This is a genomic window from Deltaproteobacteria bacterium, assembly GCA_019308925.1.
GTDB lineage: Bacteria > Desulfobacterota > B13-G15 > B13-G15 > RBG-16-54-18 > JAFDHG01.
Map to the genome: position 1 here is coordinate 13709 of JAFDHG010000014.1, position 20037 is coordinate 33745.

25 protein-coding genes and 1 tRNA gene are annotated in these 20037 nt (G+C 53.9%); 2 read left to right on the forward strand and 24 right to left on the reverse strand.

The features are described 5' to 3' along the window. Positions 1–5: 5 nt before the first annotated feature. From JRI46_03565 to JRI46_03580, 4 genes are all read right to left on the reverse strand, one after another. Positions 6–464, reverse strand: coding sequence for a ribosome maturation factor RimP (locus JRI46_03565; protein ID MBW2038661.1), 459 nt, complete (start codon positions 462–464; stop codon positions 6–8). 134 nt (positions 465–598) lie between these two features. Beyond that, positions 599–802 (reverse strand): cytoplasmic protein, encoded by a 204-nt coding sequence (locus tag JRI46_03570; GenBank protein MBW2038662.1) that lies wholly within the window; start codon positions 800–802, stop codon positions 599–601. A gap of 201 nt (positions 803–1003) precedes the next feature. After that, positions 1004–1702 (reverse strand): hypothetical protein, encoded by a 699-nt coding sequence (locus tag JRI46_03575; protein MBW2038663.1) that lies wholly within the window; start codon positions 1700–1702, stop codon positions 1004–1006. Positions 1703–1800: 98 nt separating this feature from the next. Continuing rightward, positions 1801–2892, reverse strand: a complete 1092-nt coding sequence (locus JRI46_03580) for an ERCC4 domain-containing protein (GenBank protein ID MBW2038664.1) — start codon at positions 2890–2892, stop codon at positions 1801–1803. A gap of 85 nt (positions 2893–2977) precedes the next feature. Between JRI46_03580 and JRI46_03585 the strand changes: the two genes are divergently transcribed. Both JRI46_03585 and plsY read left to right on the forward strand, forming a co-directional pair. Further along, positions 2978–3054, forward strand: a tRNA-Pro gene (locus JRI46_03585). A gap of 27 nt (positions 3055–3081) precedes the next feature. Next, positions 3082–3675: a glycerol-3-phosphate 1-O-acyltransferase PlsY gene (gene plsY, locus JRI46_03590; protein MBW2038665.1), complete on the forward strand. Its 594-nt coding sequence runs from the start codon at positions 3082–3084 to the stop codon at positions 3673–3675. Here the strand turns inward: plsY and JRI46_03595 are convergent. The 20 genes from JRI46_03595 to JRI46_03690 form a co-directional block, all read right to left on the reverse strand. Further along, a complete protein-coding gene (locus JRI46_03595) occupies positions 3670–4182 on the reverse strand; it encodes an NYN domain-containing protein (protein MBW2038666.1) in 513 nt (170 codons plus the stop codon). The two genes, plsY and JRI46_03595, sit on opposite strands and share 6 nt — an antisense overlap. A 244-nt stretch (positions 4183–4426) precedes the next feature. Beyond that, positions 4427–5344 carry a branched-chain amino acid transaminase gene (locus JRI46_03600; GenBank protein ID MBW2038667.1) on the reverse strand — a complete coding sequence of 306 codons (918 nt, stop codon included), beginning with the start codon at positions 5342–5344 and terminating at the stop codon, positions 4427–4429. Continuing rightward, positions 5325–5780 carry a transcription antitermination factor NusB gene (gene nusB, locus JRI46_03605; protein ID MBW2038668.1) on the reverse strand — a complete coding sequence of 152 codons (456 nt, stop codon included), beginning with the start codon at positions 5778–5780 and terminating at the stop codon, positions 5325–5327. Before nusB ends, JRI46_03600 begins: the two co-directional genes overlap by 20 nt. 29 nt (positions 5781–5809) lie before the next feature. Further along, a complete protein-coding gene (locus JRI46_03610) occupies positions 5810–6289 on the reverse strand; it encodes a 6,7-dimethyl-8-ribityllumazine synthase (protein MBW2038669.1) in 480 nt (159 codons plus the stop codon). Between the two features lies 1 nt (position 6290). Further along, on the reverse strand, positions 6291–7499 hold the full coding sequence (locus tag JRI46_03615) for a bifunctional 3,4-dihydroxy-2-butanone-4-phosphate synthase/GTP cyclohydrolase II (protein ID MBW2038670.1): 1209 nt from the start codon (positions 7497–7499) through the stop codon (positions 6291–6293). 6 nt (positions 7500–7505) lie between these two features. Beyond that, positions 7506–8150 (reverse strand): riboflavin synthase, encoded by a 645-nt coding sequence (locus tag JRI46_03620; protein MBW2038671.1) that lies wholly within the window; start codon positions 8148–8150, stop codon positions 7506–7508. After that, complete coding sequence (nrdR, locus tag JRI46_03625; GenBank protein ID MBW2038672.1) at positions 8131–8613, reverse strand: transcriptional repressor NrdR; 483 nt, start codon at positions 8611–8613, stop codon at positions 8131–8133. Before nrdR ends, JRI46_03620 begins: the two co-directional genes overlap by 20 nt. Continuing rightward, a complete protein-coding gene (locus JRI46_03630) occupies positions 8614–9063 on the reverse strand; it encodes a cytidine/deoxycytidylate deaminase family protein (GenBank protein MBW2038673.1) in 450 nt (149 codons plus the stop codon). After that, complete coding sequence (locus JRI46_03635; protein MBW2038674.1) at positions 9064–10329, reverse strand: serine hydroxymethyltransferase; 1266 nt, start codon at positions 10327–10329, stop codon at positions 9064–9066. After that, positions 10326–10778: a ribose 5-phosphate isomerase B gene (gene rpiB / locus JRI46_03640; protein ID MBW2038675.1), complete on the reverse strand. Its 453-nt coding sequence runs from the start codon at positions 10776–10778 to the stop codon at positions 10326–10328. The genes JRI46_03635 and rpiB overlap by 4 nt, the downstream gene beginning before the upstream one ends. A gap of 8 nt (positions 10779–10786) precedes the next feature. After that, the gene (gene fabF, locus JRI46_03645) at positions 10787–12022 is read right to left on the reverse strand and encodes a beta-ketoacyl-ACP synthase II (GenBank protein ID MBW2038676.1); all 1236 of its coding nucleotides are present in this window, start codon (positions 12020–12022) and stop codon (positions 10787–10789) included. A gap of 121 nt (positions 12023–12143) precedes the next feature. Next, entirely contained in the window at positions 12144–12374 is a 231-nt protein-coding gene (gene acpP, locus JRI46_03650) for an acyl carrier protein (GenBank protein ID MBW2038677.1), read from the reverse strand. A 23-nt stretch (positions 12375–12397) separates the two neighbouring features. Continuing rightward, complete coding sequence (gene fabD / locus JRI46_03655; GenBank protein ID MBW2038678.1) at positions 12398–13369, reverse strand: ACP S-malonyltransferase; 972 nt, start codon at positions 13367–13369, stop codon at positions 12398–12400. Continuing rightward, a complete protein-coding gene (locus tag JRI46_03660) occupies positions 13369–14532 on the reverse strand; it encodes an acyl-CoA dehydrogenase family protein (GenBank protein MBW2038679.1) in 1164 nt (387 codons plus the stop codon). The genes fabD and JRI46_03660 overlap by 1 nt, the downstream gene beginning before the upstream one ends. Positions 14533–14624: 92 nt before the next feature. Then, entirely contained in the window at positions 14625–15689 is a 1065-nt protein-coding gene (gene plsX, locus JRI46_03665) for a phosphate acyltransferase PlsX (GenBank protein MBW2038680.1), read from the reverse strand. Positions 15690–15722: 33 nt separating this feature from the next. Beyond that, positions 15723–15905, reverse strand: coding sequence for a 50S ribosomal protein L32 (gene rpmF, locus JRI46_03670; protein MBW2038681.1), 183 nt, complete (start codon positions 15903–15905; stop codon positions 15723–15725). Then, complete coding sequence (locus JRI46_03675; GenBank protein MBW2038682.1) at positions 15905–16456, reverse strand: DUF177 domain-containing protein; 552 nt, start codon at positions 16454–16456, stop codon at positions 15905–15907. Before JRI46_03675 ends, rpmF begins: the two co-directional genes overlap by 1 nt. A gap of 182 nt (positions 16457–16638) precedes the next feature. Beyond that, the gene (locus JRI46_03680) at positions 16639–17430 is read right to left on the reverse strand and encodes a 2-hydroxyglutaryl-CoA dehydratase (GenBank protein ID MBW2038683.1); all 792 of its coding nucleotides are present in this window, start codon (positions 17428–17430) and stop codon (positions 16639–16641) included. A gap of 3 nt (positions 17431–17433) precedes the next feature. Continuing rightward, on the reverse strand, positions 17434–18681 hold the full coding sequence (locus JRI46_03685; GenBank protein ID MBW2038684.1) for a 2-hydroxyacyl-CoA dehydratase: 1248 nt from the start codon (positions 18679–18681) through the stop codon (positions 17434–17436). Further along, positions 18674–19771, reverse strand: a complete 1098-nt coding sequence (locus JRI46_03690; protein MBW2038685.1) for a 2-hydroxyacyl-CoA dehydratase — start codon at positions 19769–19771, stop codon at positions 18674–18676. Before JRI46_03690 ends, JRI46_03685 begins: the two co-directional genes overlap by 8 nt. Between the last annotated feature and the right edge of the window lie 266 nt (positions 19772–20037).

Here is a 20037-nt window from a genome sequence, read left to right on the forward strand (position 1 = left end):
GCCCCTCACAATCGACTCATCTCTATCTCAAGGTTAGCCTTAATGATGGAAGAGAGAGGTATCATAAAGACCTCCCTCCCTTCCACCTTCACCATGACCTTTCCCTCGGCGCAGCCGAGTAAATCCCCTTTGAAGTTCCTCCTGCCTGAGACATAGTCTCTGGTCTTTATCCGCACCTTTTTCCCGGAGTATTTGATAAAGTCCTCTTCTTTCTTCAGGGGCCTGTCGAGCCCAGGGGATGAGACCTCCAGGGAATAAGAGGTGGGTATTATATCCTCCACATCTAAAAGCTGCCCCAACTCCTTGTTCACCTGGACACAGTCATCCACCGTCACCCCCCCCTCCTTATCTATGTAGACCCTGAGGACCCAGCCTCCCCGTTCCCATTTGTATTCGATGTCCACCAAAGAGAGCCCTTCAGACTCAAGGAGGGGCTGAAGCATACCCTCGACCCTTTTCAACATCGCCTTTTCGTCCACAACCAATTATTGAGACCTTAACAAAAAAGCGGGTTAGAATACCCGCTTTTTAAAGCAGGATTAATTTAGATACTATTTAACACATTTAATCTTAAAAAGCAAGGATTTTTTTGCCCTGCTTAGGGAAGGATGAGGTGAAACTCCGTCTCCCCCCTTTCGGTCTTGTCCCCTACCGAGCAACCGCAACGGGCACATAGATATTCGTATTTTTCCCCGTCGGGCAGGACAAGGAGGAGCCTTTTACGCACAGGGGTCGCCATCTTGCAACGGGGGCAAAAGAGAGATGTCGCCTCAAAGTTCTTGTACTCCGCCTCACGTGCCATTTGTTATAAAATAAACCCCAAAATACCTTTAGTCAAGACTGGGAGAGCTTTGAATCATTTGTTGGTTTCAATCCCTTAATAGGTAGGCTATGAAAAAAGTGTCACTTTTGCTGACAAATTTTGTCATTGGTGTTTCAATCCCTCATAGGTAGGCTATGAACCAATTTTAGCATTTGAAAAATAACAAAGCGGAACCCGTTGTCAGGATATTTTTGTGATATGGTCCAAGATATTGGTAGCATTGGCTCGGCAAATCTCTTCAAGTCGCATGAACTCGGAGTTGGGTTCTCTCGCCAAGTATTCCTTAAGTTGTTCAATTAGTTTTTGAGTAAATCTTGCCTCATATTCTCTGTTAGGTAACTTTTCACCGGCCAGGCGACTGGAGCCCTGCACATCGTAGGCCCCGCCCTTGATGTTGCAACAACCGGCAGCAACCAGGAGTCTGCCCAGGGTGGTGGCCGCAGGGGGAATATTCAACGAACTCACCCCGAGACAACGGCGGGTTATCTCGTGCAGGGGGCTTTCAAACCCCCAGGCAATATCGGTAATGTAGGAAACGATGATCAAGCCCCCTGGCGTGATGACACTGCCTAGCACTTGAAACAGATCTTCAGCCAGATCGTCTTGCTCGCTGAGGACCACGGATGCGCCGTCCTCAAAGGTCAGTCGGTCGAGGTAGTGGATATCGAGCCATCCGTGGATATTGTGCGCCGGGTTCCCCTTGCTGTAGATCCCGGTGATAATGGGATCGCGGCTGCCCTTGCCCTTTTTGTTTGTAAAGAAGAGATCAAGGTCAAAGTGGCCGACCTTGCGTTTGGGCCTGCACTGAACCTGGAGGGTGAAAGGGCCCAGATGGTGATCCTGCAGGCCTTCGAGTTTCGGTACCTTTACCATTGTCATTTTTCCCTCTCCCCCAGGGGAGAGGGAAAAAACTGGAGTCCCTGTAGCAAGTAAAAGAATGATTCGGAAAGCGCCTCCGTGAGGGCTTGGATGATCACTTACTCTGGATCGCCTTCACCCCCATCCAGCCTTTCCCAATAGCTCTTTAACCCTCGACCATGACTCATGAGCCTTCCCTCCCTCTTCAGGTCGTTCAGGACTTTTCTAATGGTGGCCTGGGGGACATCCGGACACGACTCCCTTAGCAGGGAGATGGTGAACTGTGGGGGCATCTCCTCCATTACCTTTTTCTTTACCCCGTAGTAACTACCTCCCTGAAAAGAAGGTTGAGTGCTATATGCCGCCACTGCCTCCCTGACCACAGCAGGAGGCACATCCTTCTCGTGTGACTGAATGGCCGAGAAGAACCTCAAAGTCCATTCCCTGGCAAGCTTGCGGCTGCCAGCAAAGACGATATTGAGCTTGGGATGGAGGGCAAATAGCTCGGCAATGGCCTTGGCCACAAATGTAGAGCGGTAGAACTTCACCCTCGCCGAGCTGAGGAAATCAGAGTAGTTTGCCTCAATTACCAAGGCCGCATACCTATAGACCTCAAGCTCGCCAAGCTGTTGGTGCAACACGGACATTGTCCCGAACTCCGCCAACAAATTCTCCAATGTTTTCCTTTCAACAATGGCCAAAGGCCCTTCTGCCCCCATCACGCCATAGTCTCCCACCGGCAATTTCTCCCTGGTGACCTTACACCCACTGAATTTCCAGGGGTATTTCTCATTGACATCGATGGCCACATGGAGGAAGGAGGTGCCTTGGGCCGTCAGTTTTACCCTGGGCCTGCGCTCCTTGAGGGCCTGTTGGGTTCGCCAGAATATCTGCTCGTACTCTCCCTCTTTGGTCTTATATCTCTTTTTAAGAAAAAGGAATTCGCACCTCTTGTTCCTCCCTCTATCGAGGACGACCGCCAATCTCTTGCCATAACGCTTGAGTGCGACCACCGGGACCCGTTCTACTTCGGCCACAGGGGGTGACCATACTCTGCCTTCCTCCCTCTTGCAGAATATATTCCCCTTGCCTCCAGGCCAGCGGTCTTGAACCCTGAGACAGAGGAGCACTTCCTCTCCCCTTTTTATGCTGAGACGGTAAGGGAACCTTTCGCCCCCCGTGGATTCAAGAATCCATATTATCTCGCCCATCTCCCCCATTTTCACCAATTATGTCCTATTGTCAACCTTTTTAAGGACTGGACAGCCAGGGAAAGGTAGTGTATTTTGAAGACATCGGGATGTGGCTCAGCCTGGTAGAGCACCGCGTTCGGGACGCGGGGGTCGCTGGTTCGAATCCAGTCATCCCGACCATCTTTTTGACCTCATAGAGGGGGTACAATGGTCATCAATATCCTCCTCGTCCTCTTTGCCTACCTCCTGGGTTCCATCCCCACGGGGCTCCTCCTCTCCAGGGTCTTTGCCGGGGTAGACCCAAGGCAGAGGGGGAGTCGCAACATCGGTGCCACCAACGTCCTGCGCACGGCCGGCAGGGTCCTCGGGGTGCTTACATTGCTCGGTGATTGCCTCAAGGGCTTGATCCCGGTCGTTGTGGCCCTGTGGCTCGGCAGGGAAAATCCATGGGTCGCTGCCGTGGCCTTGGGGGCCCTCTTGGGACATCTGTTTCCCATCTATCTAAGATTCAGGGGGGGAAAGGGGGTGGCCACGGCGTTGGGTCTCTACCTACCCTTGGTACCCCTAGCAATCTTTCTTAACCTCTTTGTCTTTGCTGGGGGGGTAATAATAAGTAAGAGGGTCTCTGTGGGGTCGCTCTCGGCTGCTGCGGCCATGCCCCTGCTGATCTGGCTGCTGGGATATCCCGGGTCTTATCTGATCTTGAGCCTTATCGTGGGGGGGTTGATCTTCTATCGACACAAAGAAAACATAAAAAGGCTGCTGCGGGGGCAGGAGAACAGGATATGGGGGAGATCATAGCTTCTCCCATATCGATTTCTTCTTCCTTTCCTTTTTGGACAACCGCCTGGCAGGGCCCTTCTTGACATATCCAGTTGATTCCTCCTCATCGGGCTCTAACCCCTTCAAACCAAAGTAGAGGGCCTCCTCCATCTTTTTCTCGAAGTCGCTTGAGGAAATAGAGGGCACCCCTAACCTCTCGGCATAACTCCTTATTTCCCTGTCAGAGGTCACCACAGCTGCCTGCCTCAACTCCCCCAACTTTCTCTTTATCCACTCGTCAGCGGTCTCCCCCCTTTTGGTGAAGATCACCTTCATACCCCTCTGGCTGATGTCTTTGCTGGCCAGATGGGGGCTGCCCCACCCGTCAAAGACCACCGTTATCCTGTGGCCCCTAACCTTCTTATATGCCGCCAGCCTATCCAGCAGGGCCTCTCTCCCCCTCTCCAGGGCCACAGCCTCGAACTGGCTCAGATAGGGGGATTGTCTGATCAGGTTATAGCCATCTATCAACAGCTCCAGGGACATCTTAAACCCTTATTAGGGTTTGCCCTCACCCCGCCAATGTAAAATACAGGATTCAAGGATTCTAGGATCCGAGGGGTCTAGGATTTTAGCAAAGGGAAAACAGCTTGAATCCTTGAACCCTAGAACCCTTTCCTTTTGAAGGGTTTCAGGGGGTGAAACCCCCTGAAGTGGGGTTCAAAAACTCCTAAGGGCCAAAAAACTTCCGGGCTCATTTTACCGTGAATGAGTTTCATGGTAAATGGGATCAAAGATAGAAGATCCAACCCCTATATCTCTCCAGTTCACCCCGTGCGGCCCCGAAAAAGGCGGACTGGATCTCCTTAGTGAAAGGTCCTGGTCTTCCCAGACCGACGACTCGGTCGTCTATCTCACGGACAGGGGTGACCTCGGCCGCTGTGCCAGTAAAAAAGACCTCATCGGCTGTATAGAGCTCATCCCTAGTAAACTTCTGCTCTATCAACTCAAAATCCTTATCCTTGATGATGGTGATGACCGAATCTCTGGTGATCCCGGATAGGATGGAGGTGAGGGGCGGGGTCTTGATCCGCCCGTCCTTCACCATGAATATGTTCTCTCCGGTGGCCTCGGACACATATCCTTCAGTATCCAGCATCAAGGCCTCGTCATAGCCCATTCGCACCGCCTCCCGCTTGGCAAACACAGAGTTTACATAGTTGCCACAGATCTTGGCCTTGGTCATCATTACATTCACATGGTGGCGGGTATAGGAAGAGGTCTTGACCCTCGTCCCCCTCTTTAGAGCCTCCTCCCCTAGATAGGCCCCCCACTTCCAGGTCACAATCGCTACCCTAATAGGATTATCCTGGGGGTGGACCCCCATAGCCCCATCTCCGATGAAGACGATGGGTCTTATGTACCCTTCCTTGAGGCCGTTGACACGCAGGGTCTCCTTACAGGCCTCCATGATCTCCTCGCGGGCAAAGGGGATCTCTACCTCTGCGATCAGGGCCGAGTCAAAGAGCCGATCGATATGCTCCTTTAAGCGGAAGACACCGGAGTGGCCGTCGTGACACAGGTAACAGCGAATCCCCTCAAAGACCCCCAAACCGTAATGGAGGGTGTGGGTGAGGACATGTATCTTTGCTTCTTCCCAGCGGATAAACTCTCCATCAATCCATATCTTATCCACCTTCTCCATCATGCTCCCTTCCTCTCCTTATAAACAGGTTACCCCTCCTTTCGGTCTTGTTGATCCTGTCCAAGATGCCGTTTATAAACGCCCCCGATTCCTCCGAGCCAAACTTCTTGCCCAGATCAATGGCCTCGTTCAAGGCCACCTTGGTGGGGATGTCGCCACAGTACATGAGTTCAAAGATCCCCATCCGCAAGATGTTCTTGTCCACCTGGCCAATCCTCTCCAATCTCCAATGCGCTGAGTACCTTTCGATCAATCTGTCAATCTCCTCTCTGTGTCGGTGGACCCCCTCAACGATCCTGGACGCAAACCCTTTCACCTCCTCCGATGTGGGAAAGTCCCTCCAAAATAACTCCAGGACCTCGGGGGTATCAAGGGGGTTGACCTCCATCTGATAAAGTATCTGTAAAGCGATCTCCCTGGATCTGCGCCTCTTCCCCAACTTAAAGCCCACCTCAGGCTGGGCAGGCCTCAACCCCTCTTCACCCCCAACTCCCGATAGAGATTTGCCATCTCAATGGCTGACAGGGCTGCGTCCCACCCCTTGTTGCCCGCCTTAGTGCCCGCGCGTTCTATGGCCTGTTCTATCGTATCGGCTGTGATCACCCCAAAGGAGATGGGGATAGGGCCCTGAAGTGAAAGTTGAGCTATACCCTTGGTCACCTCGGCACTGATATAGTTGAAATGGGGGGTAGCCCCCCTGATCACCGCCCCCAGGCAAATGATGGCGTCATATCTATCTTTTTCCACCAGATGCCTGACCACCGAAGGTATCTCAAAAGACCCAGGGGTCCGGAATATCTCTATATCGTCCTCTTGAGCCCCGTTTCTCCTGAGGGCATCCAATGCCCCCTCTAATAGCCTATCAGTGATAAAGCTATTAAAACGCCCCACCACAATCCCAAAGCGGAAACCCTCTGCCGTCAACCTACCTTCTACTATCTTCGCCATATCACGCTCCCTCTATCTTCAAGACATGACCCATCTTCTTCTGCTTTGTCTTTAAGTAGCTGATGTTTTCACGGCGGGGGCTGACCTCAATGGGCACACTCTCCACTACCTCTATCCCATAACCCTCCAGCCCTATGACCTTTTTCGGATTGTTGGTCATGAGGCGAACCCTATGCAGCCCCAAATCGACTAAGATCTGGGCCCCGATCCCGTAATCCCTCAAGTCCGCCTTGAATCCCAACTCCTCATTGGCCTCCACGGTGTCCCTACCCAGTTCTTGGAGGCAGTAGGCCTTGAGCTTGTTGACCAAGCCGACCCCACGCCCCTCTTGGCGCATGTAGACAAGAACCCCTTTGCCCTCCTGGGCGATCATCCTCATGGCGGCGTGCAATTGCTCCCCACAGTCACAGCGCAATGAGCCAAAGACATCCCCGGTCAGACATTCGGAATGGACCCGCACCAAGACCTCATCCTCAGGGCCGATCTCCCCCTTCACCAGGGCTAGGTGATGGTGGGGGTCCACATCGTTCTCATAGAGGATCCCTATGAACTCTCCTCCATACTTGGTAGGGAGGGTGACGGTGGTCACCCTTCTCACCAAGGACTCCTTTTGCAACCGATACTTGATGAGATCGGCGATGGTCACGATCTTCAGCCCATGCCTCTTGGCAAATACCTCCAGATCGGGCATCCTGGCCATGGTGCCATCTTCTTTCATGATCTCGCAGATCACCCCGGCAGGTTTGAGACCGGCTAGGCGGGCCAAATCCACCGAGCCCTCGGTTTGACCTGTCCTCACCAACACCCCCCCCTTCCTTGCCCTCAGGGGGAAGACATGACCTGGCCGAACCAAGTCCTCCGGTTTGGCGTCGTCGGCAATGACCGTCAGGATCGTGGACGCTCGATCGGCAGCCGAGATCCCCGTGGTCACCCCTCTTCTGGCATCGACTGAAACGGTGAAGGCCGTACCAAAGGTGGAGGTATTCTCATTTACCATCATGGCGAGTTTTAACTTCTGCACCTGTTCCTCGGTCAGAGAGAGGCATATCAGCCCCCGCCCATATTTTGCCATGAAGTTGATGGCCTCGGGGGTGATCTTCTCGGCCGCAATGGTCAAATCCCCCTCATTCTCTCTGTCCTCGTCGTCCACAAGGATGACCATCCTTCCCGCCTTGATGTCCTCTATGGCCTGCTCAATGGTGCTAACCATCTTTCTCTATCCCTCCTGTGGCAAAAACCCGTGTTCGGCAAGGAATCCCATATCTATCCCTTCTCCCTTTTCTAAAAACCTCTTCACGTATTTTCCGACGATATCGACCTCTACGTTCACCCAATCTCCCACCCTCTTCTCCCCAAGAGTGGTGTTCAGAGCAGTATAGGGTATAATGGTCACATGAAATTCGTCCCCTCGAGTGCCCATTATGGTGAGGCTAACCCCCTCCACCGCCACTGAACCCTTCTCCACGAGATAACAGGATGCCTCTGGGGAAACCCTGATGGTCATCACCATGGAACCCGACCTCCTGATGACCTCACCTACATATCCCTTTCCGTCTACATGGCCTGTTACCAGATGTCCTCCCAGACGGTCGCTGAGGCGTAGGGCCCGTTCCAAGTTGACCTTGCCGTTGGGCCTGAGAGATCCTAAATTTGTCCTCTGCAGGGTCTCCGGAGAAACCTCCACCTGAAAATCCCCATCCCCCCCCTCGATCACCGTCAAACAGGCCCCATTGACGCAAATACTATCACCTATTGCCATATCTGTCAACGCAACCGTGGGGGCGATGGTCAAACGTATCAGTTCCTCACTCCGCTGTATCTTCGTCACCCTCCCCATACCCTCAACTATCCCGGTGAACACCCCTGCGCTCCCTCCTCTCGAGAAGCCCCTTTAGCTCCTTCATAAATTGATTGATATCCTTAAACTGGCGATATACCGAGGCAAATCTGACATAAGCAACCTCATCAAGCTCTTGCAATTCCTCCATGACCCTTTCCCCGATCTCGCTGGAGGCGATCTCTCTCCCCCCCCTTTCCTGAACCCACCTCTCTATCCGCTCCACCACCTTCTCCAAGATGTCCATGCTCACAGGCCTCTTCTCACAGGCCTTCCTCAGACCGATCATGATCTTCTCTCTGTTAAAGGGCTCCCGACGCCCATCTCTCTTCACCGCCAAGGGAAGGACTTCAGCCACTCGTTCATAGGTAGTGAACCTTCTGTTGCAGTCAGTGCAGAGACGACGCCGACGTATCTCATCCCTTTCCTTGCTCAAGCGGCTATCGATCACCCGATTACGCAGACTGGAACAATAAGGACACCTCATCTATCCCCCTTTAAACTTCTCTATGACCACCTTTGATTCCTCCCACAACTGACGGGCCAGGGGATCGGCATATCCCTGTTCATAGACGACCCTTGTGATCCCGGCGTTGATGATCATCTTGGTGCAGATAATGCAAGGAAGATTGGTACAATAAAGGGTGGCCCCCTTGATGGATACCCCATGATATGCGGCCTGGATGATGGCATTTTGCTCGGCATGCAACCCTCGACAAAGCTCGTGTCTCTGCCCCGAGGGTATTCCCAATTTATCCCGCAGGCATCCCACATCCAGACAGTGGGCCAAACCAGAGGGGGCACCGTTGTAACCAGTGGTCAAGATCTTTTTGTCCTTTACTATGACCGCCCCCACTTGCCGCCTGAGACAGGTTGACCTGCTGGCCACCAGCCGGGTGATCTCCATAAAGTACTCATCCCAGCTTGGACGTGCCATCTAATCCTTAGGGAGTCTATCCCGGTAAAAGGGAAACCTCCGGCAGAGCTCTTCTGCCTGCTGGGCCACGCGGGTCTGCACTTGGGGGTCTGGATAGCTGTCAAGGACCTCGGCGACAAGGGAGGCGATCTGGATCATCTCATCTTCCTTCATCCCCCGAGTGGTCACAATAGGGGTGCCGATCCGGATCCCACTGGTGACCATGGGGCCCCTTTGGTCATAGGGGATTACATTTTTGTTCACAGTGATTCCCGCTCTCTCCAGGGCCTCTTCCGCCTCCTTCCCAGTAATCCCCTTGTTGGTCAAATCGAGAAGAAAGAGATGGTTATCCGTACCCCCAGAGACAATCCTAAAACCATATCCTTTCATCTCCTCAGCCAAGACCTGGACGTTTCGTATTACCTGCCTCTGATAGGCCTTAAACTCCTCGGTCATGGCCTCTCTAAAACAGACCCCTTTGGCGGCGATCACATGCATAAGGGGACCCCCCTGCAGCCCAGGAAAGACACTTTTATCGATGAGGTCACCAAACTCTTCCTGGCAAAGGATAAAGCCGCCTCGAGGACCTCGCAGGGTCTTATGGGTGGTAGAGGTCATAAAGTGGGCATGGGGGACCGGAGTGGGGTGAACCCCAGCTGCGATCAACCCTGCAATGTGGGCCATGTCCGCCGTCAAGTATGCCCCTACCTCATCGGCGATCTCCCGAAAGCGCCGGAAGTCGATGGTTCGGGAGTATGAACTGGCCCCGCTGATGATCATTTTCGGCCTGACCTCTTTGGCCAAGGAGAGGATCTCGTCGTAGTCTATACACTCCGTCTCCCGCGATACACCGTACAAGACCGCCTTATACATCTTGCCCGAAAAGTTGACGGAGAACCCATGGCTCAGATGCCCCCCGTGAGAGAGGTCCATCCCCAGGATGGTATCACCGGGGCGCAGGACGGCGAAATATACCCCCATATTGGCCGCTGTACCAGAGAGGGGTTGGACATTGGCATGGTCAGCACCAAAGAGTTCCTTAGCCCGTTGGATGGTTAGCTTCTCCACCACGTCTACATATTCACAACCCCCATAATATCTCCTATCGGGATAGCCCTCGGCATACTTGTTGGTGAGAATACCCCCCTGTGCCTCCAGGACCGCCTCGCTGGTGTAATTCTCCGAGGCGATCAGGACGATCTTGTTCTCCTCACGCAGGGTCTCTTTCTCGATGGCGTCCGCCATCTTCGGGTCAACTTCTCTCAGGCTGGATTTAAGATACGTCAACTCTTGAAGTTTCTCCTCTCTATCTCCTCAATCTTCCTCAACCTGGGCAGGTGTCTCCCCTCCTGAAACTCGGTCTCCAACCATGTCTTGACCATCTCTCGGGCCAGACCGGAACCCACAATCCTCCCCCCCATTACCAAGATATTGGCGTCGTTGTGCTCCTTCGCCATGCGGGCGGCATAGATGTGGTGGACGAGGGCTGCCCTCACCCCTGGAAATTTGTTGGCGACGATGCTCATGCCGATACCTGTGCCGCAGACGAGGACTCCCCCCTCTACCTCACCGGCCGAGACCCTCTGGGCCACCTCTTGCCCCTGGTCTGGATAGTCCACCGACCCTTCTCCAAAACTCCCCAGATCCTCTACCTCGTGCCCCAGTTCCCTTAAGAAGATCACCAGATCTTCTTTGAGGTGAAACCCTCCATGATCGCATGCCACCGCTATTCGCATCTCAACCCTCAAACCCCCTGGAAGACCAAAACGGCGTTGGTCCCCCCAAAACCGAAGGAGTTGGAGACAACCACCTTTGCATCCTTCTCCCTTGCCACATTGGGGACATAGTCCAGATCGCAGCGGGGGTCGGGGTTCTCATAGTTGATGGTGGGGGGAATAACCCCATCCCTAATGGTGAGGACGGAGAAGATGGCCTCGGCACTTCCCGCAGCCCCTAGGAGATGACCGGTCATCGATTTAGTAGAGCTGACCGGGAGCTTATAGGCATAATCCCCAAAGACCATCTTGATTGCCATCGTCTCGGATAGGTCGTTGAGCTCTGTGGAGGTCCCATGGGCATTGATGTAGTCGACCTCTTCCGGGGAGATCCTCGCATCCTCCAAGGCTATCTGCATACACCTAGCTGCCCCATCTCCATCAGGATCAGGGGCCGCCAAGTGATAGGCATCACCGTTACACCCGTAGCCAATGATCTCGGCACAGATCCTTGCTCCCCTCCTTCGGGCATGCTCCCACTCCTCCAAGACCGTGATGGCGGCACCCTCCCCCATCACAAAGCCATCCCTGTCCCTATCAAAGGGGCGGCTGGCCCGCTCCGGCTCGTCGTTCCTGGTAGAAATGGCCTTCATGGCGTTAAACCCCGCCACGGCCAAGGGGGTTATGGTGGCCTCCACCCCCCCAGCGATGATTGCATCGGCATCGCCATATTGGATGCGTCGGAAGGCATCACCGATGGAATGGGCCCCGGTGGCGCAGGCCGTTACCACACATAAATTGGGGCCCTTGGCACCATGACGGATGGCGATCTGAGCTGAGGCCTCATTGGCGATAAGCATGGGTATAAAAAAGGGGGTAATCCTCTGCGGCCCCCTCTCCAAAAGGACCTTATGGTACTTCTCGATGGTGGTCAGCCCCCCTAGACCAGCGCCCACAATGACCCCAATCCTCTCAGGGTTCTCCTCAGTGATCTCCAGGCCTGAATCATCCAGGGCAATGCGCGTCGCTGCCAGGGCATAATGGATAAATATGTCCATCTTCTTGATCTCCTTCGGCTCGATAAAGTCCTCGGGCCTGAAGCCCTTGACCTCAGCGGCGATCTTGGTCTCGAAGCCTGTAGTATCAAACTTCGTTATGGGGCCGACCCCGGAGACCCCTTGACATATCTTGTTCCAGACAGGATCGATCCCGATCCCCTGGGGGAGAACAAGGCCAACCCCCGTAACTGCCACCCTCCTTTTCAAGCTACCACCTCAATCTTTTCATGCCTCCCCTCATAAGAGCTCGGCTACAGGGAAAAACCTTCTCCGAAGGCTTTAAAGGGGATAGACGTTAAAAGGAGAGGGAAACATCTCCCCCTCCTTTTTAAATGCGCTCCTGAATGTACTTCATGGCATCGCCGACAGTCATTATCTTCTCGGCATCCTCATCGGATATCTCTATCCCATACTCGTCCTCCAGGGCCATCACCAGCTCTACCAAGTCCAAGGAATCTGCACCTAGGTCGTCTACGAACTTCGCCTCGGGAACTACCTCGCTCCCGCTGACCCCCAACTGTTGAACGATCAGCTCTTTTACCCTTTCCTCCAAAGACATCTAAGTCTCACCTCCTTATCTGATTAGTTTTTCCTTCTCTCCTGCCTCTCAGCTAAAGGCCGTTTTGAAAGGTCCTTCAATTCCTCCAGGCTCACCAAGTCCCCCAGACGGAGGATCTCTTTTCTCCCATCTATGCGGCGCATCAAACCCGAAAGCACCCTGCCCGGCCCTATCTCTACAAATCTCTCTACCCCCCACCCTATCATCTTGCATATCGACTCCTCCCACCTCACCGGATTGCTCACCTGCCTAACCAGAAGATCCCGCACCCTATCCTTAGAAAGGTTCGCCTCGGCCTCCACATTGGTCACCACCGGGACCTTCAACTCCTTGACCTCTATCTTGGCCAACTGCGCCCCCAGCTTTTGACCAGCGCACTCCATCAAGGGGGAATGAAAGGGGGCGCTCACCTGAAGGAGGACGGCCTTCTTTGCCCCCATCTCCTTCGCCAAGACGATCCCTCTCTCGATGGCCTTTATATGTCCGGAGACCACTATTTGGCCGGGTGAGTTAAAATTGGCGGGGGTGAGGACTTCCCCCTGCGCTGCCCTCTGACAGATCTCCTCCACCTGTTCCCTGTCCAGACCTAAGACCGCCGCCATCCCCCCTGCCCCCACCGGGACCGCCTCTTGCATAAGCCTCCCCCTCAGTCTAACCATCCTGACGGCATCACGAAAACTCATCGCCTCGGCCGCCACCAAGGCGGTGAACTCCCCGAGGCTATGTCCAGCAAGATAATCGGCCTCCCACCCCAACTCCTCCCTCAGAACCCTTAAGGCGGCGATACTCACAGTCAGGATGGAAGGCTGGGTGTTGGCCGTCAACCTCAGCTCTTCCTCTGGACCTTGAAAACAGAGACTCTGGAGGCCAAATCCCAGGGCCTCGTTGGCCTCGGTAAAGGTTTCTCTGGCAACAGCAAAATTCTCATATAGTTCCTTTCCCATCCCCACATATTGAGAACCTTGCCCCGGGAAGATAAAGGCCGTCTTACCCATCACCTCCTCCTGCTGGCGAACTCCTTGATGAGCTCCAAGGCGATGTTGTTGCGCTGTATCTGGTTGGTCCCCTCATAGATCTGGAGGATCTTGGCATCCCTCATCATCTTCTCAACAGGAAAATCCCTCACGTACCCATATCCCCCCAAGACCTGAACGGCGTCTATGGCCACCTTCATGGCCATATCGCTGGGGAAGAGCTTGGCCATGGCCGCCTCCTTACTGTATCTTTTTGGATGGCTATCCATGTACCTGGCCACGGTATAGACCAAGGCGCGGGCCGCCTCTATTTGGGTGGCCATATCTGCCAATATATGTTGCACAGCCTGAAAAGAGATGATCTTCTGTCCAAACTGGACCCTCTCTCGGGCATATCTGGTCGCCGTCTCAAAGGCCCCTTGGGCAAGCCCCACTGCCTGCGCACCGATCCCTGGGCGGGTCAGATCAAAGGTCCTCAGGATAATGATAAGTCCGATCCCCTCTCTTGCACCGATGAGGTTCTCTTTGGGGACCCAACAGTCCTCAAAGACCAACTCCCTGGTGGCCGAGGCCCGAATCCCGAGCTTGCGCTCCTTCTTGCCGAAGGAAAACCCAGGGGTTCCCTTTTCAACGATAAAACTGCTGATCCCTCTCGGCCCCCTCTTCTTATCGGTGACAGCAAAGACCGGGTAGATCTCTGCCTCACCCCCGTTGGTTATCCATTGTTTGGTCCCATTCAGGACATACCCATCCCCATCTCTTGCCGCCACGGTTTGCAACGCGGCCACGTCGCTCCCGGCATTGGCCTCGGTGGCGGCAAAGGCGGCCAGCTTCCTCCCGCTGGCAATCTCGGGAAGATACTTGTGCTTCTGCTCCTCAGTACCGTAGAGCAAAATGGGATAGGCCCCCAATCCACTCCCTGCAAAGCTGACCGATACCCCTATGCAGGCCCTGCTCAACTCCTCCACCACCAAGCAATTATCGAACACTCCCCCTCCAAAACCACCATATTCCTCAGGGATAAAGACCCCGAAGAGCCCTGCCTCCGCACAGGCGCGCATGACCTCCCAAGGAAACTCCTCTTTCTCATCCAACTCCGCCCGCACCGGCATCACCTTCTCCTCGGCTATCCTCCGGGCTAGATCCCTGAGCATCTTCTGGTCTTCGGTCAAAAAATAGTCCACCTCTCGCACCCCCTAAAGACGGGCATAGCCCGTCACTCTGGGGACAAAGCCCCCAGACCCCAATAAGGAAAATACCTTTAGGTCGTCATATTTCAGTGTATCATCTTCTCCTTTATCCGCTCCCATATCTTAGAGGCAGCCCTTTCTCCAAACCTTTTCAGGTCTTGACTGTCGCGCAGGGCCTCGATCAAAAGCTGGTTGATATCCCTGCGCACATACTCGGAGGCGGCCCGAATGGCGTTCTTGATGGCCTTGGGGGAAGAGTGCCCATGACAGATAAAACAGGTCCCATTGATGCCCAACAACGGAACGCCCCCATATTCGGAGTAATCGACTCGGCGCTTGAAGTTTTGCAAGGCCCCCCTCATAAAAAGATAACCTATCCTGGCCCAAGGGCTTTTGCGGATCTCTGTCCTCAACATCGCACCGAAGGACTCTGCAATCCCCTCACTGCTCTTCAAGGCCACATTGCCAGCAAAGCCATCACATACGATCACATCGGCCGTGCCGCTGTAGATATCCCTCCCCTCTACATATCCAATATAGTTCAATCCGCTATTCTTCAGGATGGCGTGGACCCTCTTGGTGAGCTCATTCCCCTTGCTGTCCTCTGTGCCGTTGCTCAAGAGGCCCACCCGAGGGTGGGCCTTGGCCGAGATGAAACGGGCGTACATCTCGCCCATGATGGCAAACTGTACCAGGTGGATGGGCTTACAGTCCACATTCCCCCCTGCATCTATCAGGACTGAAACACCAATGAGGGTCGGGTGAATGCTGGCCAGCGCTGGTCGTTCCACCCCCTCCAACTTCTTTAGTTTCAACATGCTGGTGGCCATGGCCGCCCCGGAGTTGCCTGCTGTTACCACCGCATCGCTCTTTCCAGCCTTCATCAGGTCCACCGCTACACTGATAGATGAATCCCTCTTGGCTCGTAAGGCCCTTACTGGCGACTCATGCATCTCCACTGCTTGAGACGTATGCACGATAGTCACCTTTGCCCCATCCCAGCGGTACTTGGCCAGCTCCGACTCCACCCGTTCCTGGTCCCCAACGAGGATCACTTCCCCCAGGTTCAGCTCCTTCGCCGCCAACACTGCCCCTTGTACAATGACCTCCGGGGCATTGTCGCCTCCCATGGCATCCACCGCAATCTTCATCGGCTTCATCCCTCATTAACTCAAGAGGTGGGATTAAACCTCCTCCACCTCCACGATCTCCTTCCCTTTGTAAGTACCGCAATGGGGACAAACGCGATGGGGCAGCTTTGGCTCATGACATTGAGGACAGAGCGAGAGGTTGAAGGGGGTTAATTTCTTATGAGACCTCCTCCTATCTCGCCTCGCTTTGGAACTCCTTCTCTTAGGAAGGGCCATTATTTGCTCCCTTGGGGAAGATTTGGTATGAGGCCTTTTAAAACAGCGAACCTGGGATCTATATAACCCCGATCACACCCGCATTCTCCGAGATTAAGATCTGCCCCACATATGCTACACAACCCCTTACACCCGTCATGACAGAGGGGCTTCATAGGGATGTTAAGCCATATCTGTTCCTCTATGATATCCCTTACCTCCAGCTCCCCCTCGGGCAGAAAACTTACGCCCATTTCTTCAGGAGCAAGCTCCTTCTCTTCCTCCCTGGGGGCATATTTGATGAGGAGAAAGAATGCCTCAAACTCCGAGACGATGGGGAGGACAAATTCCTTCAGACACCGAGCACAGTGTACACATACCGCTGTCTCTATACGCCCCTTGGCCTCGATGCCCTTGGGGGTACGACGGAGAAAAAGGTTCCCCTTCACTGCCGAGGCCAACCTTGTCTTCTTCTCCTCTTCTCCATGAGGACCTTGCAGGCAAAAAGGGAGGAGTTCATCTAGAGATACCTCCCTTCCTTCTGGGGGGATGTCTTCCCATCTAAGTTTCATCTGATTATCTTGAGCTCCCGTTATTTAAATCTTTCGTCAGCAAGATTTGCATAATCCTTGAATTTAAAATCATTAGTATATATTTCTTCTCTCTTTTGTCAAGGCCAAAAATTTGACATTTCCGGAGGGTGATTGTTCCAAGTCCTCAGCTGCGGTAACGAGTTTATGTCCCCCTCTTCAACTCACCCTTTCCCCAGAGCCATATCCATGGCATAGAGGGCAGCGCCCAGGGCCCCCACTATCTGGGGTTCCGCGGGGATATTTATCCGCTTCCGAAAAAGGGCCTTGAGGACCTCTGCTATTCCCTGGTTCTTGGCCACACCGCCGCTGAGCGTGATCTCCTCCTGCACCCTCAATTTCTTGGTCATCATAAAGATCCGTTGGGAGATGGCCTCATGGAGCCCCCTGATGATCTCTTCCTCTTTGTATCCATCCGCAATCAAGGAGACCACCTCTGATTCAGCGAAGACAGTACACATACTGCTGATGCGGATACCCTTTTTGGCCTGCAGAGACCTTCTGCCCATATCCATAAGCCCTGTCTCCAAGGCGGTAGCCATCACCTCCAAGAACCTCCCCGTCCCCGCGGCACACTTATCGTTCATCACAAAGTCGGTAACCCCTCCTCGTTCATTCAGGGTGATGACCTTGCTGTCCTGACCACCGATGTCGATAACGGTCCTGGTCCTTGGAAAGAGGAAGTGAGCCCCCCGGGCGTGGCAGGTGATCTCGGTCATCTCCCTGGTCGCGAAGGGGACCCTAATTCGCCCGTATCCAGTAGCCACCACCAGGGAGATGGCCCTCTTATCCAACCCTGCCTTGGCCAAGGCCTCCTCCAAACACTTGCGGGCTGCCCTCTGGGGGTTGGCCCCGGTGTTGGTGATGGAGTAGGCCAGCAAACCCTCCTCCCCCAAGAGGACGGCCTCCGAGGAGAGAGATCCGATATCAATGCCAACATAGATCCCTTCACCCATGACCTACCCCAACATCTCCACCAGGGCCTCCAATCTGGTCCTGGTCTGCCCAGGTGAGTAATTATCAGGATCAGCTCCATCCCCGGGAAGAATGATATAGGGAATCTCCCTTTCTTTGAGGAAGTCGCCAATGACCCCTGCCCCTCCACAGCTCTGCCGACACCCCCAATGGGAGAAGTGGATAACGCCATCGATGCGATAGTCCTGGACCATTCTCCATATCGCCTCCATTCTCCTCTCGAGGGGACCCGCCCAGATATTGGTAAGGATTTTGTCCGCCAAACTCCCCCATGGCCGAGAAGGATCCGGGAATGGCCAGTAGAGATAATTGGGTTCTTCAAAGGAGACGGCAACCCCCCGCTCCCCCAGGATCTGGAAGATCTCGTTCTTATAATAGGGGCGGATGTGGTGCAACCAGAGGAGGCGATGTCTCTCCCTTGGAAGATATCCTCTCCCCTGGTCCACCCTCCTCTCGATAAAGTGATAGAGGGTTCGGTAAAAATCAACGCCCTTCCTTGAACCCAAGGAATAGAAGTTCATCCCGGCGAGATAGCTGAGCCCCTCGCTTCCAGGAAGGGGGGAAGGGGTGGCCCGGCGCAACTGGTTTATCCCTTCCATATACCATCGGGCCTGGTGGGAGAGGTCCAGGGCTTGGGCCAGCCGGCCTTCATCTAAGGGGACACGAAGTACCTTTGAGGCTTCCTCCAGGATATCCTTGAGCTGGGAGATCATATACCGTCGCCCAAGAACATCGCCTTTGTAAGGGGGATCTAGGAACAAGTGGGGACAACCATAGATCTGGCTGAGGTAGTGGAAGAACTTATTGGCCCCGTCACAGAGGTGGGAGGAGGAGATGATAAGATCTGGCTGGGGGAAGTAGTCTTCCAAGACCAAGCCGAATGCACAACGGTAGAAGGAGCAAAGATCGGTGGACATATGGGTATTGGCTAGGGCAATGGGACGGCGGCTCCACCCCAGATAGGCAACCAGGGAGGCGATGATCTCCGGCATGAAGGGCACCCCCCCCAGACCATAGGCGATCTCACTGGGGGTGAATGCGTTCATCCAGATCACCGGCCCACGGCGGGCATGGGCCTTTCGTGTTACCTCCAACAGGAAACGCACCCATATTTTGTAAGCCCCGTTCTCCTCTTTCCTGTTCAATAGCTCAAGTAGTACCCCCAAGCAGCGATAGGTCCAGGGGCGACGTACCAAACACCTCAACCCCTTTATAAAGACCTCCCTATCCAAGATCCCTCTCCAACATCTCCAAGAAGGCCTGAACCCTTGTGCGGACCCCCCCGCTCACCCTGCCTGTATACTCCCCTTCTATAAAGAGGACGGGAATCCCTACCTCCTGCAAGGCCACCTTTAAAGCAGGGACTTCATAGAGATATGGATCGCAAAACTTAAGGGCAAAATATATCAGTGCTTGTGCCCCGGTTCTGCTTATCTCAGCCTTTATGTTTGCTATTCTGCGCTCCGTATCCCACATTCGGGCGCAGAGCGGTTTATTTAGATATGCCTTGCTTAAGGCCTCAAGGGGATCCGAAAAAGGAGGCACCTCTTCCAAAAACCTTCCTCCAGTGCATAGATCGGAGACCACTACCTCTCCACCTAACTCCTCTACTAAGCGGATCAATGAGCTTCCTTCTAGGAGGGAGCCGGTGACCAGGAGCTTGGGGCCATTAAGGGAAGCAGGGGGGTGTGGTTCTAGCTCCTTCACTAGTCCCTGCAGGGCCTCGTTAAAGATCTTCCTGGGATTCCTCCCCCCTTCGGTTAGGATGTCCAGGATATCACCCTCTTGTAAAGGGGGATTCCCCCTTCCTTTTAGAAAGAGAAGCCGCTGAAGCAGAGAACGGGTGAGGTTCGCCTCCTCTATGGCTTCGAACAGCCTATCTTCGGTGATTTTCACCTCGAAGTGGCATTCTATCTCCTCCTTTAACTCCTGCAATCTCATCCTGAAATAGGCCAGAGAGGAGGTCATAACCCGGGGTAAATCTAAGAGAAACAAAAAAGAGGGGGGGGAGTAGAAACGCCAGGCATCATATAGGCGGCGCATCCCATCGCAGGTGTTAAGCAAGATGATGCCGGAAAGGAAGGGATATTCCCCCCCGATGGCCTTCCCTAAAGAGGCCCTGATAAAGGGGCAAAAATTGGGATCTAAGTAGGAATCGGCCCTCTCTGAGCTGGGCTCCGGAATGATCCGGTAAGGCTGCAATCTCCCCGCCTCCAAGATCTCTAGGGGAAGATAGGTGCAGGTCCAACCTATAATGGGACCCTCCTGCCCCAAAGGATATCTTTCGCTCAGATCGCTCAATATCTCCTTGAAGGACACCATTTATCAAACCCTCATGAGAGTTTACCATCACTCCTGGCCATGAAAATACCTCGCACCGTGCTTCAGCCTCTACTTTGAGGGGACTATACCCCCTCAAGCTTCCCCGACGGGTCTATAACATGTCTGCCATAACAAGCAGGAAGGTCATCGAGGATTCCAGGGGGCTTGCCCCCTGAAGTGAAGCTCAAAGAGACCTCCAGAGTTCACCACCACCTTAAAGTTCAATTTACCGTGAAAATACTTTTCAAGGCAAATAATATAGCACC